The sequence below is a fragment of the uncultured Sulfitobacter sp. genome (assembly GCF_947500075.1).
Taxonomy (GTDB): domain Bacteria; phylum Pseudomonadota; class Alphaproteobacteria; order Rhodobacterales; family Rhodobacteraceae; genus Sulfitobacter.
Map to the genome: position 1 here is coordinate 29404 of NZ_CANMQS010000009.1, position 13851 is coordinate 43254.

The 13851-nt window shown below is 62.5% G+C and carries 14 protein-coding genes; 8 read left to right on the forward strand and 6 right to left on the reverse strand.

What is annotated here, in order from left to right; all coding sequences use genetic code 11:
- Position 1 precedes the first annotated feature (1 nt).
- The 3 genes from Q1A91_RS21110 (at position 2) to Q1A91_RS21120 (ending at position 1260) form a co-directional block, all read left to right on the forward strand.
- Complete coding sequence (locus Q1A91_RS21110; protein ID WP_299882333.1) at positions 2-580, forward strand: GNAT family N-acetyltransferase; 579 nt, start codon at positions 2-4, stop codon at positions 578-580.
- Between the two features lie 76 nt (positions 581-656).
- Positions 657-935 carry a type II toxin-antitoxin system ParD family antitoxin gene (locus tag Q1A91_RS21115; protein WP_299882335.1) on the forward strand — a complete coding sequence of 93 codons (279 nt, stop codon included), beginning with the start codon at positions 657-659 and terminating at the stop codon, positions 933-935.
- The gene (locus Q1A91_RS21120) at positions 910-1260 is read left to right on the forward strand and encodes a type II toxin-antitoxin system RelE/ParE family toxin (protein ID WP_299882337.1); all 351 of its coding nucleotides are present in this window, start codon (positions 910-912) and stop codon (positions 1258-1260) included. The genes Q1A91_RS21115 and Q1A91_RS21120 overlap by 26 nt, the downstream gene beginning before the upstream one ends.
- Here Q1A91_RS21120 and hemC read toward each other — a convergent pair.
- Positions 1257-2204, reverse strand: coding sequence for a hydroxymethylbilane synthase (hemC, locus tag Q1A91_RS21125; RefSeq protein WP_299882339.1), 948 nt, complete (start codon positions 2202-2204; stop codon positions 1257-1259). The genes Q1A91_RS21120 and hemC overlap by 4 nt on opposite strands.
- Positions 2205-2299: 95 nt before the next feature.
- Between hemC and hemE the strand changes: the two genes are divergently transcribed.
- Complete coding sequence (gene hemE / locus Q1A91_RS21130) at positions 2300-3334, forward strand: uroporphyrinogen decarboxylase (protein ID WP_299882341.1); 1035 nt, start codon at positions 2300-2302, stop codon at positions 3332-3334.
- A 17-nt stretch (positions 3335-3351) separates the two neighbouring features.
- Here the strand turns inward: hemE and Q1A91_RS21135 are convergent, their stop codons facing one another.
- Complete coding sequence (locus tag Q1A91_RS21135; protein WP_299882343.1) at positions 3352-4029, reverse strand: hypothetical protein; 678 nt, start codon at positions 4027-4029, stop codon at positions 3352-3354.
- Between the two features lie 496 nt (positions 4030-4525).
- Between Q1A91_RS21135 and Q1A91_RS21140 the strand changes: the two genes are divergently transcribed.
- Together Q1A91_RS21140 and Q1A91_RS21145 are read left to right on the forward strand one after the other, a co-directional pair.
- The gene (locus Q1A91_RS21140) at positions 4526-5830 is read left to right on the forward strand and encodes an AAA family ATPase (protein WP_299882345.1); all 1305 of its coding nucleotides are present in this window, start codon (positions 4526-4528) and stop codon (positions 5828-5830) included.
- Positions 5827-6900, forward strand: coding sequence for a ParB N-terminal domain-containing protein (locus Q1A91_RS21145; protein WP_299882347.1), 1074 nt, complete (start codon positions 5827-5829; stop codon positions 6898-6900). The genes Q1A91_RS21140 and Q1A91_RS21145 overlap by 4 nt, the downstream gene beginning before the upstream one ends.
- 52 nt (positions 6901-6952) lie before the next feature.
- Here the strand turns inward: Q1A91_RS21145 and bchO are convergent, their stop codons facing one another.
- From bchO to crtA, 4 genes are read right to left on the reverse strand one after another with little or no spacing between them, the layout of a single operon-like run.
- Positions 6953-7780 (reverse strand): alpha/beta fold hydrolase BchO, encoded by an 828-nt coding sequence (gene bchO, locus Q1A91_RS21150; protein ID WP_299882349.1) that lies wholly within the window; start codon positions 7778-7780, stop codon positions 6953-6955.
- A 35-nt stretch (positions 7781-7815) separates the two neighbouring features.
- Entirely contained in the window at positions 7816-9453 is a 1638-nt protein-coding gene (locus Q1A91_RS21155; RefSeq protein ID WP_299882351.1) for a magnesium chelatase subunit D, read from the reverse strand.
- Positions 9450-10454 (reverse strand): magnesium chelatase ATPase subunit I, encoded by a 1005-nt coding sequence (bchI, locus tag Q1A91_RS21160; RefSeq protein WP_299882353.1) that lies wholly within the window; start codon positions 10452-10454, stop codon positions 9450-9452. The genes Q1A91_RS21155 and bchI overlap by 4 nt, the downstream gene beginning before the upstream one ends.
- On the reverse strand, positions 10451-11155 hold the full coding sequence (crtA, locus tag Q1A91_RS21165) for a spheroidene monooxygenase (RefSeq protein ID WP_299882356.1): 705 nt from the start codon (positions 11153-11155) through the stop codon (positions 10451-10453). The genes bchI and crtA overlap by 4 nt, the downstream gene beginning before the upstream one ends.
- A gap of 129 nt (positions 11156-11284) precedes the next feature.
- Between crtA and Q1A91_RS21170 the strand changes: the two genes are divergently transcribed.
- The gene (locus Q1A91_RS21170; protein ID WP_299882358.1) at positions 11285-12817 is read left to right on the forward strand and encodes a phytoene desaturase; all 1533 of its coding nucleotides are present in this window, start codon (positions 11285-11287) and stop codon (positions 12815-12817) included.
- A complete protein-coding gene (gene crtB / locus Q1A91_RS21175; protein WP_299882360.1) occupies positions 12814-13845 on the forward strand; it encodes a 15-cis-phytoene synthase in 1032 nt (343 codons plus the stop codon). Before Q1A91_RS21170 ends, crtB begins: the two co-directional genes overlap by 4 nt.
- Positions 13846-13851: the final 6 nt, after the last annotated feature.

Sequence of the window (13851 nt, forward strand, 5' to 3'; positions counted from 1 at the left end):
AATGGCCTCACATCTCCCTTTCCGCGCGGTGCTGCGCAACAGCGAAATCGTGCTTGTCCGGGAGGTTGTCCCGGACGACCGCAAGTCCATGCGCGAAGGGTTTGAGAAGCTCTCCAAACAATCGCGGTTCTTTCGCTTTCTGGCACCCCACCGGCATCTGTCGGAGGCGGAACTGGACCGATTCACCGAAGCCAACACTGATGAGCATTTCGCCATCGGGGCCGCTTCCATCGGGGTCGAGGCGAACATGCCCCTCGCGACCGCGCGTTTTGTGCGCGTCGCCAAAGGCTCTGAGGAAGCCGAATTTGCCATCACCATCATCGACAGCCATCAACGGCTCGGTCTTGGCTCCTTGCTGCTGCGCACCCTCGCACGGGAGGCGCAGCGCCGGGGTATCCAACGGTTTACCGCCCTCGTGCATCACGACAACGCAGGGATTCAGGCTCTGATGAAGCGGTTTGGCGGCTACCGCCAATCCGGCGGCGTGGCTGAGCAATGGGTGCTTCCCCTGCCCCTTACACCCGCCCCCACGCTCTCCATCCAACCCAATGAGATCGCGATCTGGCCAAAGCGGTCTTAACCCCGTTGCAGCAAATCCTTGGCGCAGGCCTACGTTTGGCATATATTGCCAATAGTCGCTTCAAGGAGTTCCCCTCATGGCCACCCGCAATGTCGTCCTCACTGAACAACAAGACCAGTTGGTTAACGATCTGGTAAGCTCCGGCCGCTACCAGAATGCGTCAGAAGCCCTGCGCGCAGGGCTGCGCCTGCTGGAGCGGGAGGAAGCCGGGTTGGATGCGTTGAGAGAGCGGTTGGAGCAAGGGTTGCGAGAGGCCCATTCCGGGGAGCGCGCAGAAGGAACAGGGGAAGAGGTCATTCGACGTGCCTTTGCCACAGCACGCGCGCGTTATGAAGAAAGCCACAAGGTTGGCTAAGTACTATACGCTAACACCGGGCGCGGAACGCCGTTTGGCGGATATTGCCCTTTGGACGATTGAGAACTTCGGCCCCGGACAGGCTGATGTTTACATCACGTCCCTGATTGACCGGTGCGACGCCATTGTAGCCGGTGACGCGCACCTTCGAACGCCAGCGTCCTTTTCAGAGAATTTTCCAAAAACCCAGATCTTGCTGGCAAAAGCCGAATCTCATTTTGTCGTCTTTGCGGAACTCGGCGATGAATACGTCATCTTCGATTTTCTGCACGAGCGCAGCGACCTTCCCCGCCAGTTGAACGCGCTGATCGAAAAGTTCGCCTAACCCCGCCAGTCAAAGAACCCCTCACCCGCCTGGGCGAGCAATTTCCCGGCCATCTCGCGCCCGGCCTCTGCGCCATCTTCGATCACACAAGACAGCGCGTCATCCACCGCTTCGGATCCATCAGGCCGCAGCACCTCTCCGCGCAGATGCAACGTGCCGCCCTCCAGCACAGCCAAGCCGGCAATCGGCGTCTCACAGGACCCGTCAAGGGCGGCCAGAAACGCCCGCTCCGCCGCCAACCGCTGACCGGTGGTCCCGTCATGGATCGCTTCCAGCATCTCCGCCGCGCGGCTGTCCTCCACCCGTCGCTCAATCCCGATGGCCCCCTGCGCGACCGCAGGCAGCATCGTCTCGACTTCAATCGCCGTTTTTGGCACCTCGTCCATCTTCAGCCGCTTGAGGCCCGCCATCGCCAGGAACGTCGCTTCCGCCACGCCTTCCTCCAGCTTCTTCAGCCGGGTCTGCAAATTTCCGCGAAACTCCACCACGTCCAGATCCGGCCGCCGCAGCTTCAGCTGTGCCTTGCGCCGCAAGCTCGACGTGCCCACAACCGTGCCCGGCGCCAGTTCCTCCAGACCGGAGGCGCGCGGAGAGATAAACGCATCGCGCACGTCCTCGCGCGGCAAATACGTCTCTAACACAAGGCCTTCGGGCTGTAGGGTTGGCATATCCTTCATCGAATGCACCGCGATGTCGATCTTGCCCGACAACATGTCGTCCTCAATCTCGCGGGTAAACAAGCCCTTGCCGCCGATCTCTTTCAACGGGCGGTCGATGATCTTGTCGCCGGTGGTTTTGATCACCACGATCTCGAACGCGTCAAAGGGCAGATCAAACGCCTTGGCCAGCCGTTCGCGGGTCTCATACGCCTGCGCCAACGCCAGGGGCGATCCACGGGTGCCAATCATCAAAGGTGCTTGCGGGGTAGGTAAATTCAGACTCATACCCTTTCGTACCCCTGTAAACCTTTCCTGACAACTCTTGTGTCCCCGCCCTTCTGGGGTAAAAAGGAAACAGCCCTTTTCTAAGAGAGAACAACATGACCGCCCAGAAAACCATCCTGCGCGCCCTTGCGGGTGAAACACTGCCGACGCCCCCGATCTGGATGATGCGGCAGGCAGGGCGGTACCTGCCCGAGTACAAGGCGACACGCGCGCAGGCGGGCGATTTTCTGTCGTTGTGCTATAACCCCGAACTGGCAGCGGAGGTCACGTTCCAACCCATCCGCCGCTATGGTTTTGATGCAGCGATCCTCTTTGCGGACATCCTGCTGGTGCCCCAGGCCCTCGGTGCCGATCTGTGGTTCGTCACCGGCGAAGGGCCAAGGCTGTCCACGATCACCACCCAGGCGGAGGTGGACGCACTGAAACCCGTTGAAGCGATCCACGACACGCTGAACCCCATCTATGAAACGGTCAAAATCCTCTCCAAAGGTCTGCCCGAAGAAACCACATTGATCGGTTTCGCAGGCGCGCCCTGGACCGTGGCCACCTATATGATCGCCGGGCGGGGCACGCCGGATCAAGGACCTGCCCACGGGCTGAAGGCCGAGAACCGCGCGGTGTTTGACGCCCTGCTGGAGCGGATCACCGAAGCGACGATCCACTACCTCAGTGCCCAGATCGAGGCAGGAGCGGAAGTGGTCAAGATCTTCGACAGCTGGGCTGGATCGCTGCAAGGCGCTGATTTTGATGACTATTCCCTCAAACCCATGCGACAGATCACCCAAGCCATCAAGGAAAAGCACCCCGGCATTCCGGTCATCGCCTTCCCCCGTGGCGCAGGCGAACGCTATGTCGGTGCTCATGACGCCATCGGCGCGGACTGTGTGGCGATTGACGACGGTGTTGATGCGGCCTGGGCCGCGGAACACGTCCAGACGGGCGGCTGTGTGCAGGGCAACCTGAAATCCTCCCACATGGTCACAGGCGGCGACGCGCTGGTGTCCGAGACGCGGCGGATTGTCGATGCGCTTTCAAACGGGCCGCATATCTTCAATCTGGGTCATGGCATCACGCCGGATGCGGATCCTGAGAACGTGCAACTGATGATCGACACGGTGCGCGGCAAGTAGAGCGCCCAAAACAGACCCTATTCCACCACATCAATGGTGTTCACGTCCCCATCCACCGCTTGGCAGGCGGTCAGGATCGCGCCTGTCAGATGGGTCTGCACATACGCCGCATGAAACCGGCTGGGCGCTTGCAGGGTCAACCGCCCCCCTGCCCTGTCCACCCGCCTGAGCGCCTGGAGCCACGCCCCATAGCGCCCTGCGTCCTGTTGATAGAGGATCGCCCGCGCCAGCCCCCACTCGGTGGCGTCAGACACGTCAGGGGCGGTCACCGAGCCTTTGACCGGAAACGGCACCACAGTCTCTGCTGGCGCGCCTTCCAGCCGGACCACGAAATCAGAGCCTATCTCAGGCCAAATCGCCTTTGTTGCCCCCAACATCTTCTCGGTATCAAGCCCGTAGGTGGTCACCCTGCCCCGCGCGCCCTGCGTGCGCACCACCAGCCAGCCCAGGCCGCGCAGCTTGGCCATCTCGCGTTTCACCGTGCGTTCATTGCAGGACCACAGCCGGGCAATCTCCCGCTGTCCAATCGACAGCTCATCGCGACCCCAGTTGTACCGGGCCGTCAGCAGCGTGATCAGCCGAAGCACCATGCGCTGATCGTGCTTGCCCAACGACAGCGCATACGCTCCAAGCGCTGTGATCACGTCGTATTTCCGCGCAGAAGCCCCCGGCCCTGCCAGTTTTTTATGGAGCATATGCTCGCCCGCCTTTAGTTTGCACCGATTGGTGCGTCGCCTCATCGTCAGGATCTTCTGCCCTGATCGCGGTCTGCCGGGAAACTCAACGCTTTTCGGCGACCATGCCTGATTTGCGTCCAAAGATACGATTCTGTCAAGGGATTGCTGTGGAGGGTTCTCTGAACTGACCCTATTCCAAATGAAATTTGAAGGTATATAGGTATTGGGGGACAGACTGAGTGGCCCCTATTCAGAGCCTTTTGTCCCCTATTAGGCTCTTGCACCCAGAAACCTGTCCCCCTGTTTTAGGCCCCGGCATACGCTGTCCGACCCCCGTTCCGATTCGCCGCAAACCCCAGCATTTCCTCGCCAATCACAGAATAATGCAATTTACTTCTTTTTCAAAATCAGCGTAAATCAGGAAAGAGGCAGAATTAGCGTCCTGCGGTTTTTTGCATTTCCGAAGAACCTTGTCCCTGCGGGGACACCAAGCAGGCACACAAGGGACAAGAGCATGTTCACACATCACGACCTGGCCAAGCTGCAAGCGCAATCGCTCAAGATGCAGGGCTTCATCCGACAGCAGACCTTTTCACCGGAGCACGAGAAGACGCTGAGGCGGTTTTCAAGCTGGGAGGTGGCCGAACTGATCTTCAAGGTGAACCAATCGACCCTGCGGGGACGGCTGGCGGCTGATCCCTCCCTGCCCCAGGGTACCACGGAGGAAGATGGGCGGCAGCATTGGTACACGCTTGAGGAAATCAACGAGTTGCGCCGCCGGCTGAAGGTCAACCGCAAGTCCCTGATGCCGCCCCGCCCCGCGGGGAAACGCGCCATCCGCGCGGCGATTGCGAATTTCAAAGGCGGGGCCGGCAAGTCGACCGTTGCGCTGCACTTCGCCCATGCCGCCGCCTTGGACGGCTACCGCGTGCTGGTGGTGGATTTCGACCCGCAAGCAACGCTCAGCCACTCCATGGGTCTGAATGACGTGAATGAGGAATACACTGTCTGGGGCGTCATGGCCCGCGACCTGATCCGCGAAACCGAACGGATGAACGCCGCCGCCCAGGGTGCGGAAAGTGGCGCCGCCCTGCCCCAGCGCAAGCTGCCTGCCGCCGTCACGGACATGGGGTTGAGCGAGCTGCGCGTGACCGATTTCATCAAGCCCACCAACTGGCCGACGATTGACGCCCTGCCTTCTTGCGCCAACGCGGCCTTTGTGGAATTCGCCTCCGCCCAGTATCGGCACCTGAACCCCGAATGGTCGTTCTTTGCCGCCGTCTCCCGTTATCTCGACCAACTTCCCGATGACGCTTACGACCTGATCCTTTTCGACTGCCCGCCGGCAATTGGCTATCAGTCGATGAACGCAGTCTTTGCGGCGGATGTCCTCTATATCCCCTCCGGCCCCGGCTATTGGGAATACGATTCCACCACCTCCTTCATTGGCCAGCTTTCCGAGGCGCTGGAAGATCTCGAACGGTTCGGCGGCGCTGTCCCTGCGGGGACACTGCCGCTGCCCAAGGTTTTTGCCGATGTGCGCTTCCTGCTGACGCGGTTCGAATCCAACAATGAATTGCACCGTGCGATGCAGCAGGCCTTTGGCAAGGTTTTTGGGGATAGATTGGCAACCCACCCGATCGAGATGACCCGCGCGGTGGAGCAATCCGGGCGCTTCCTCAACTCGATCTACGAAACGGACTACCGCGACATGACCCGCGAAACGTGGCGGCGGGCGCGGGCGTCGTTTGATCAGGCCTACGATGAGTTCAAGGGCAACCTTGTGACCGCGTGGGACCATCTGGAGGATAAGGCATGAGCAAGAAGAAACGCGTATTCGACATCGACTTTGAAGATGCTGACCTGACAGAGGATGTCCCCGCGGGGACAGAAGCACGCCGGGGCCCAATGGCCGCTGCAATCACCGAGAACGCCGAAGCGCTGAGCGCGCGGCAACAGGCCGAAGCGGCGATCCGGCAGGAGAACGACGCGCTCGCGCATGAGCATGTGCGGTTGAAGAAGGCCGGGCTGATCACCGATCTGGTGCCGCTGGAACTGATCCGCACCGACAAGCTGACCCGTGACCGGGCAGAGGGGCGCGATGCCGAGATTGATGAGCTCAAGCGTTCGATCAAGGACATTGGCCTGTCCAACCCGATCCGGGTGGAGGTCGTGGGTGATGCCTATGAGTTGATCCAGGGTTACCGACGTCTGACCGCATTTCGGGAGCTGTTCGAGGAAACCGGGGAGGCGCGTTTTGCCCGTATCCCCGCGGGGATCAACGCCAAGGGCGAAGACCTGCTGCGGCTCTATCGCCGGATGGTGGATGAGAACCTTGTGCGGCGCGGTGTGGCTTTCGGAGAGATGGCGCAGCTTGCCGTGCAGTACCGCAACGAAGATCCGAACATGAAGAATTACGATCAGGCGGTTGAAGTGCTCTATTCCTCTGCCGCGCGGCAGAAGCGGGCGTATATCAAGCAGTTTGTCCGGCTCATCGTGGCCGCAGATGGCGCGCTGCGTCATGTCCCTGCGGTGTCACGGGCGCTGGGGCTGGCGGTGGTCAAGCGGCTGGATGAGGATGTGAACGGCATCGCCATCGGTCTGTTGCGCCGCACGCTGCGTCAGCGTGATGACCGGACGGAGGAAGAAGAACTGGCGCTGCTCTCGGACTTCGCCAAGGGCAAAGGCAAGATGTCCCGCAAGGCGGCGAAGGCGCCCGTGGCGCGTCAAGCCAAGACCACCTTCCGGCTGGCCCGTCCCGAAGGGGACGCCAAATGCACCGTGGCAGATGGCCGGATTGAGCTGCGGCTGGAGAAGGATTTCAGCGGGGTGGAGCGCGGCAAGCTGGAAGCTGCCGTGGCCGCGTTCCTGGCGGCTTTGGAGCGCTGAAGTTCTGTCCCCGCGGGGACAGATTGGCCTTTAATGACGTAAATTCAATATATTAGGCGTTTGCCTCCTGCATGAAGTGCTGAATCTCGGCCAAGACGCGCGGGGCGTCTTCCTCATGGGCAAGATGCCCCAGGTTGGGCAGGTTGATGTGCCGCGCATGGGGCATGGTTTCGGCCACATCGCGGGAGGTCGCAGGCGGCACGGCTTTGTCATTCTCCCCGGTGATCAGCAGGGTTTTCGCGCCATGTCCCGGCAGGGCGCGGAGCAGGGGGTTCAGGTCCCATTGCGCCATCATCGCCAGGGTGCCGTCCACATGATCCCGGTCGCTGACCAGCGTGCGATACCAGCGCAGGTCGTCGTCAGGCAGGGTGGATCCGGTGCCTTCGATCAATCGCCGGACAGAAGCGGGCTGTGCCGCAGAAGCGGTGAAGATGCGCGCCACCATGGGCGTCATTGCCAGCGCCTTTGCCATGATCGGGAAAAGCAGGCCTGCCAATCCTTTGAAGTTGCCCAACGCCGCGTTGATCCCGATGACGCGTTGGGCAGGGCGCTGCCGGGTCATTTCAAGTGCAATCGCAGCGCCGGCGGAATGTCCGATGATCAGCGTGGGATTCCAGCCCTCCTGTGCGCACAGACGGTCGATGTCTTCGGCCATGTGCCGCAGCCCGCAGCGCTGGCGCGCGCCCAGTTGGGTCAGACCCTGTCCCGGCAGATCCATCGCCACCACCCGGTTGGATTCGGCCAGCAGGGGCATCAGGTGTCGCCAACTTTGCGTCGCGCCACCCGCGCCGTGGATCAATAAGATCAAAGGCCCGGTGCCCATCTCCTGCACATGCCAGCGGTGCGGGCGGCAGGAGACGATGCGGGAATGCGCGGCCATGGGCCAGTCTGCCGGACGTCGCGCGGGGTCCACTCCTAGCTGTCCAGCGCGGTGGTCACCGCATCAGACAGGCTGCGCGCGTCCGCGCGGGGCAGGGAGGCATAATGTCCCCGCAGGGACACCGCCAACTGGCTGAGGCTGCGGTCCGGGCGTTTGCCGCAGTCGATCACGATGGTCTCAACCCCGGCCTGTGCAATCTGGCGGGCGACGGCGGTGGAATCTTCCGCAGCCCGACCCCGGTGGCCGCTGCCGTCCAGTGCGACGTTGCTGCGCCCGTCCGTGAGAACAATCAAAACCGGGCTGAGGCCACGGCGATCCGCCTGTTCCGCAGTCTCTAGACCCAGTTTCAGGCCCGCCGCCAGCGGTGTCCCGCCACCTCCCGGTAAAGCGGCCAGTCGGCGTTTGGTCTGCACCAGTGACCGGGTGGGCGGGAGAAGCAGTTCAGCCTCCGCCCCCCGGAAGGAAATCAGCGCCACATGGTCCCGCCGGGCATAGGCTTCGGCGAGCAGCAGTTCCACCGCGCCCTTCGCTTCGGCCAGCCGCGCCATCGCGGCAGACCCCGAGGCATCCACGGCAAAGACCAGCAGGCGGTCTGAGAGCTCCTGATAGCGCTTGTAACGCAGGTCAGAGGGGCGGATGAGGGGGCGGGCGCCGATATGCCCTGTTTCGCGCCTGCGCAGGCCCTGCCAGGGGATTGCAGCGCGCAGGGTGGCCATCAGGTCCACACGGGGCTGGTCGCCTCTGGGTGCGCCGTCACGGGCGGGCAGGGGGCGTCCCCGCCGGTTGCCCACACGTTTGCGCCCCGCACCGCTGCCTTTGGCATTTCGCGCTGTATTAGAGCCTGTTTTTGCCAGCAGATCAGGGGGCAAGGCGGTCTGGATGGCTTGCAGCAGGATCTCATCGGGCAGGGCGATGTTTTCAGGCGTCTCAGACGGTGTTTCGCTGCGTTCGGGCTCCGGCGCGTCGTCTACCTCCTCCGGTGGGGCAGGAAGGCGCGTGGCGCGGGGGGCGAGGACCAGTTCTGCGGCGGCGGTGATGTCTTCGGTCGTGACGGAGCTACGCCGGGATAGAGCCGCATGGGCTTGCGCAGCGCAGAGCGCGAGGTAGGGCGCGCGCAGGCTGTCGATGCCGAGTGACACAGCGAGGGTAACGAGATCATCAATCGCATGATCCGGGGTCTGAACAGAGCCTAATTCGGCGGAGCGCGCGCTTTGCAGCATGGGTTCGATATCAGCCTGACCCAATCCATCCAGCGTGAGGTGAAACGCCAGACGGTCGCTGAGCGCAAAGGGGATCTTTTCGTCCTCCTCCACCCCTTCATCCAGCGCAATCAGCGCTGATTTAGAGCCTGAGTCCAACGCCTGCGCCAATGTCGTGACCATCAGCGGCGGGGTCCGTTCCGCCATCGCCAGCAGCAGCGTGCTGCATCCATGGGACAGCATTCCCCGGTGACGCACCAGCTGGCCCTGCGCAAGGCTGGTGGCCACGTCAACGCCTCCTTCCAGCGCTTCTGTGGGCAGGGCAGGGTGCAGGCGGAGGGTATCATCGGGCAAAAGCGCAATCACCCCGTCCCGAGCAGGGCCGGATCGCGCGCGCAACACCATGCCGCCCAGCCGGACGGGATCAATCGCCAGAAGCTGCAACGCGGTTGTGGCGCGTGCAAAGGGGGTCATCCCAGAACGTCCTCAACCACGCGGCACACACGGGCACCGCTGCCTGCCTCATCCAGGGGATCGCGGCGCAAGCGGTGGCGCAGGGCCATCGGGGCCACATCGCGGATATGCGCGCGGGTCAATGCCGTGTCGTCGCGCCAGGCGGCATAGGCGCGGGCGGCTTTCAGCAAGGTCAGTTCGCCCCGCAATCCGTCCGAGCCAAGGGCAATGCAAAGCTCAGCCACATCATGCAGCGCGCTGTCGGGTGCCTTGAGCTTTTTCAGCGCTTTGCGCGCATGCAGGACCTGATCGCGCAGGGCGGCGTCTTCGGCCTGCCAGCGCAGCATGAAGGCGGTGTGATCGGTTTCATAGGCGTCGCGGCGTTTGATCACCTCAACCCGTTCGGCGATTTCCGTAGGCGATGTGACATCGACCGACAGGCCGAACCGGTCGAGCAGTTGTGGGCGCAATTCGCCTTCCTCCGGGTTGCCGGAGCCGACAAGGACAAAGCGGGCGGGATGGCGGATCGACAACCCCTCCCGTTCGACGACATTCTCACCCGATTGGGCCACATCGAGAAGCAGATCAACGATGTGGTCTTCCAGCAGATTGACCTCATCAATGTAGAGGTATCCGCGGTTGGCCTGTGCGAGCAGACCGGGCTGAAACGCCTTTTCGCCCCGTGTTAGAGCCTTTTCAATGTCCAGCGCGCCGGTCACACGATCCTCTGACGCGCCAAGGGGCAGATCAACGACGGGGGTGGCGATCTTGTGTGTCGTCTTGCGGGTCACACCCGCCCAGTCCGGGCTTTCGGCCAGCGTCGCGGCGTTCACGGGGCAGTCTTTCAGCGCCTTGATCGGCGGCAGCAACGCGGCCAGCGCGCGCACAGCGGTGGATTTGCCGGTGCCCCGGTCGCCAAACACCAGAACCCCGCCAATCGAAGGGTCGATGGCCGTCAGCAGCATCGCGCGTTTCATCTCGGTCTGGCCGACGATGGCGGAGAAAGGGAAGGGCTGTTTCATGAAGCCTCCGGCAGGGAAAGGGGAGAGCGCCCGCCCCACGTGCCCTCTTCGGACAGGAGGGAGAATCGGGCGTAGAGTTCTTCGCGGAACCATCCTTCGTCGCGCACGGCGCGGATGGCTTCGGCATGGGGTCCGGTACGGGCGAAATTGGCCATGCGCGCGGCGTCCGGCCAGATCGAAAAGGTGACCTGATGCAGCCAGGGGACTTCACCGATGCCGATCTTGAACATCACGTTCGGGTCTTTGCCGATGACGTTCGAGATGTCAGGCACGCGGCCCCAGAAACGGCTGAGGATACCGGGTTTGATGGTGGCACGGGTGAGCGCGGCAAGCGGGCCTGTTTCAGGGGTTTCGCTGGCCTCAAAAGGTGTCTGGCCGGACCATTGCCCGCGCACGCTGGAGGCGGTCATGTAGAGCGTCCAGTTTTCCGACGCGCGGGTGCGGTAGCGGGCGAAGATGGAGGCGGTGGCATGGGCGCGCTGCGCCGTCTCCAGATCAGGCCAAGTGGCGAGAATCGCATAGACGGCGGTGTTGGGGCGGGGGGTGAACCCTTCGCCCGTGCCGGAGCCGCAGAGTTTCCAGAATCCAATGCCGGGCACCCGTGCCATGGACAGACGTGCACCGCCCATCATGGTCAATGCCCATGCGCGCGCACCTACGCTGTCAAAGCGGTAAAAGCTGAGGCTAACAACCTGCGCCACTTAAGTGAGTCCCTTTAGATGTCAGCTTTAGTTTACAGATTTCGGCCGTTTTGAAAAGGGGCGTGACAGATAGATTGTAAATCTAACTAGACACCGTTAGTCTGGAGGATGATGCAAAGAGGTGATCATATGGACCCGACTGCTGACAATCGCGCGCTCGTCATTGGGGCTGGATTGGGGGGTCTGGCTGCTGCGATGCGGCTGGGCGCAAAGGGCTATGCGGTGACGGTTCTGGACCGGCTGGACCGGGTCGGTGGGCGCGGGTCTTCGATCAGCCAGGACGGCCATCGCTTTGATCTGGGGCCAACGATTGTCACGGTGCCGATGGTGTTTGAACAGCTGTGGGCCGATTGTGGTTTTGATTTTCGCAAAGCCGTGGACCTGCGTCCGCTTGATCCATTTTACGAAGTGCGTTGGCCGGATGGCAGTTCGTTCAAAGCGACCAGCGATGATGCGCGGATGTTTGAGGAAGTCCGCAAGCTGAGCCCGGCGGATTTGGCGGGGTACAAGCGGTTTCTGAAGGATTCGCAGGCGCGCTATGTCGTGGGCTTTGAAGGCATGGTGGCCAAGCCGATGCACCGGCTGTGGGAAACCATCAAGGTGTTGCCGAAATTTGCGATGCTGCGGGCGGACAGGTCAATTTACGGTCTGGCGGCGGCACGGGTCAAAGACGAACGGCTGCGCATGGCGCTGTCGTTTCATCCGCTGTTTATCGGGGGTGATCCGGCGCATGTGACCTCCATGTATGCCTTGGTGGCGCATCTGGAGAAAGAATACGGCGTGCATTACGCGATGGGCGGGGTGCAGGCGATTGCGGATGCCATGGCCGATGTGGTGCGCGCGCAGGGCGGCAGGATCCGGCACGAGGTTGAGGTGGATGAAATCCATGTGCGCGGTGGTGCCGCGACGGGTGTGACGCTGACGGATGGCGAAACACTTGATGCGCCGTTGGTCGTCAGCAATGCGGATGCGGGGCATACCTATGACCGGTTGCTGCGCAACCATGTGAAGCGGCGCTGGACAGGTCCGAAGCTGAAGCGCAAGCGGTGGTCGATGGGGCTCTATGTCTGGTACTTCGGAACCAAGGGCACCAAAGGCATGTGGCCTGATCTGGGGCATCATACGATTGCCAACGGGCCAAGGTTCAAGGGGCTGTTACGGGACATTTTCATGCGCGGAAAACTGGCGGATGACATGAGTTTGTATGTGCATCGTCCCTCGCTGACCGACCCCTCTGTCGCGCCGGAGGGGGATGACACGTTTTACGTGCTGTCGCCGGTGCCGCATCTGGGCTGGAAGGATGCCGTGAACTGGAAGACGGAAGAGCCGATTTACCGTGAGAAGGTCGCGGCGGAGCTGGAGAAGATGATGCCGGGGTTCCGCGAAAAGATCAGCACAGAGACTGTTTTTACGCCGGAGACCTTCCGGGATCGGTACCTCAGCCCGCATGGGGCGGGGTTCTCATTGGAGCCGCGGATTTTGCAATCGGCGTGGTTCCGCCCGCATAACGTGAGTGAGGAAGCGACGGGTTTGTATCTGGTGGGGGCGGGCACCCATCCGGGTGCAGGGTTGCCCGGTGTGGTGTCGAGCGCGGAGGTGCTGGCCAAGCTGGTGCCCGATGCGCCGGCCATGACCGCAGAGCAGAGGCTGGCCGCAGAATGATCCGCGCAGATGATATGGAGCATTGCCGGGCGGTGATCCGCACCGGGTCCCTGTCGTTTCACACGGCGAGCAAGCTGTTGCCTGCATCGGTGCGCGATCCGGCCTTGGCGCTTTATGCGTTTTGCCGGTTGGCGGATGATGAGGTGGACGAGGGCGATCACAAGGCGCGTGCTGTTCTGTCGTTGCGGGATCGGCTGGACGCGGCCTATGCCGGGCGGCCGCGCAATGCGCCGGAGGACCGGGCGTTTGCGGCGATCATTGAGGAATTCGATATGCCACGCGCCTTGCCGGAGGCGTTGCTGGAAGGCCTGGCGTGGGATGCGTCGGAACGGCGGTATGACACGCTCTCTGGTGTGATTGATTATTCCGCACGTGTGGCGTCGGCTGTGGGGGCGATGATGTGCGTGTTGATGCGGGTGCGGGATGCGGATGCGCTGGCACGGGCCTGTGATCTGGGTGTAGCGATGCAGTTGACGAATATCGCCCGCGATGTGGGTGAGGACGCCCGCGCAGGGCGGCTTTATCTGCCGCTGGACTGGGTGCGGGACGCGGGGCTGACGCCGGATGCGTTCATGGCGCAGCGCGTGGCGACGCCCCAGACCAAGCGCATGGTGCGGCGGCTGCTGGCGGAGGCGCACAGGCTCTATATCAGGTCAGAAGCGGGGATTGCAGCACTGCCGCTGTCGGCGCGGTCGGGCATATTCGCGGCGCGGTTTGTCTATGCCGGGATCGGCAAGGAGCTGCGGCGCAACGGTTATGACAGCGTCACGCGGCGCGCCCACACCAGCAAGGTGCAGAAGCTGGGTTGGGTGGCGCAATCGGGGCTGCGGGCCGCAGGCTCTGTGGTGATGCCGCAATCGCCGGTGATTTTCGCGCGGGCTTTGCCTGAGGTTCAGTTTCTGGTAGATGCCGCATCTGCCGGACAGATCGGAGCAGGGCAGGGCCGGACGGCCGCTTTGCTGGATGTGCTGGCGGATCTGGATGCGCGCAGTTCTGCGCCATCCTCCACGCAGATGGCGGCGGAGTAACGCCGC

Bases quoted from the DNA above. Each gene is read 5' to 3' on its own strand.
- Q1A91_RS21155 (WP_299882351.1), bottom strand. From the start codon at position 9,453: ATGACCCCCTTTGCACGCGCCACAACCGCGTTGCAGCTTCTGGCGATT.
- crtB (WP_299882360.1), top strand. From the start codon at position 12,814: ATGATCCGCGCAGATGATATGGAGCATTGCCGGGCGGTGATCCGCACC.
- Q1A91_RS21115 (WP_299882335.1), top strand. From the start codon at position 657: ATGGCCACCCGCAATGTCGTCCTCACTGAACAACAAGACCAGTTGGTT.
- Q1A91_RS21110 (WP_299882333.1), top strand. From the start codon at position 2: ATGGCCTCACATCTCCCTTTCCGCGCGGTGCTGCGCAACAGCGAAATC.
- Q1A91_RS21135 (WP_299882343.1), bottom strand. From the start codon at position 4,029: ATGCTCCATAAAAAACTGGCAGGGCCGGGGGCTTCTGCGCGGAAATAC.
- Q1A91_RS21120 (WP_299882337.1), top strand. From the start codon at position 910: ATGAAGAAAGCCACAAGGTTGGCTAAGTACTATACGCTAACACCGGGC.
- Q1A91_RS21145 (WP_299882347.1), top strand. From the start codon at position 5,827: ATGAGCAAGAAGAAACGCGTATTCGACATCGACTTTGAAGATGCTGAC.
- hemC (WP_299882339.1), bottom strand. From the start codon at position 2,204: ATGAGTCTGAATTTACCTACCCCGCAAGCACCTTTGATGATTGGCACC.
- Q1A91_RS21140 (WP_299882345.1), top strand. From the start codon at position 4,526: ATGTTCACACATCACGACCTGGCCAAGCTGCAAGCGCAATCGCTCAAG.
- hemE (WP_299882341.1), top strand. From the start codon at position 2,300: ATGACCGCCCAGAAAACCATCCTGCGCGCCCTTGCGGGTGAAACACTG.
- bchI (WP_299882353.1), bottom strand. From the start codon at position 10,454: ATGAAACAGCCCTTCCCTTTCTCCGCCATCGTCGGCCAGACCGAGATG.
- bchO (WP_299882349.1), bottom strand. From the start codon at position 7,780: ATGGCCGCGCATTCCCGCATCGTCTCCTGCCGCCCGCACCGCTGGCAT.
- Q1A91_RS21170 (WP_299882358.1), top strand. From the start codon at position 11,285: ATGGACCCGACTGCTGACAATCGCGCGCTCGTCATTGGGGCTGGATTG.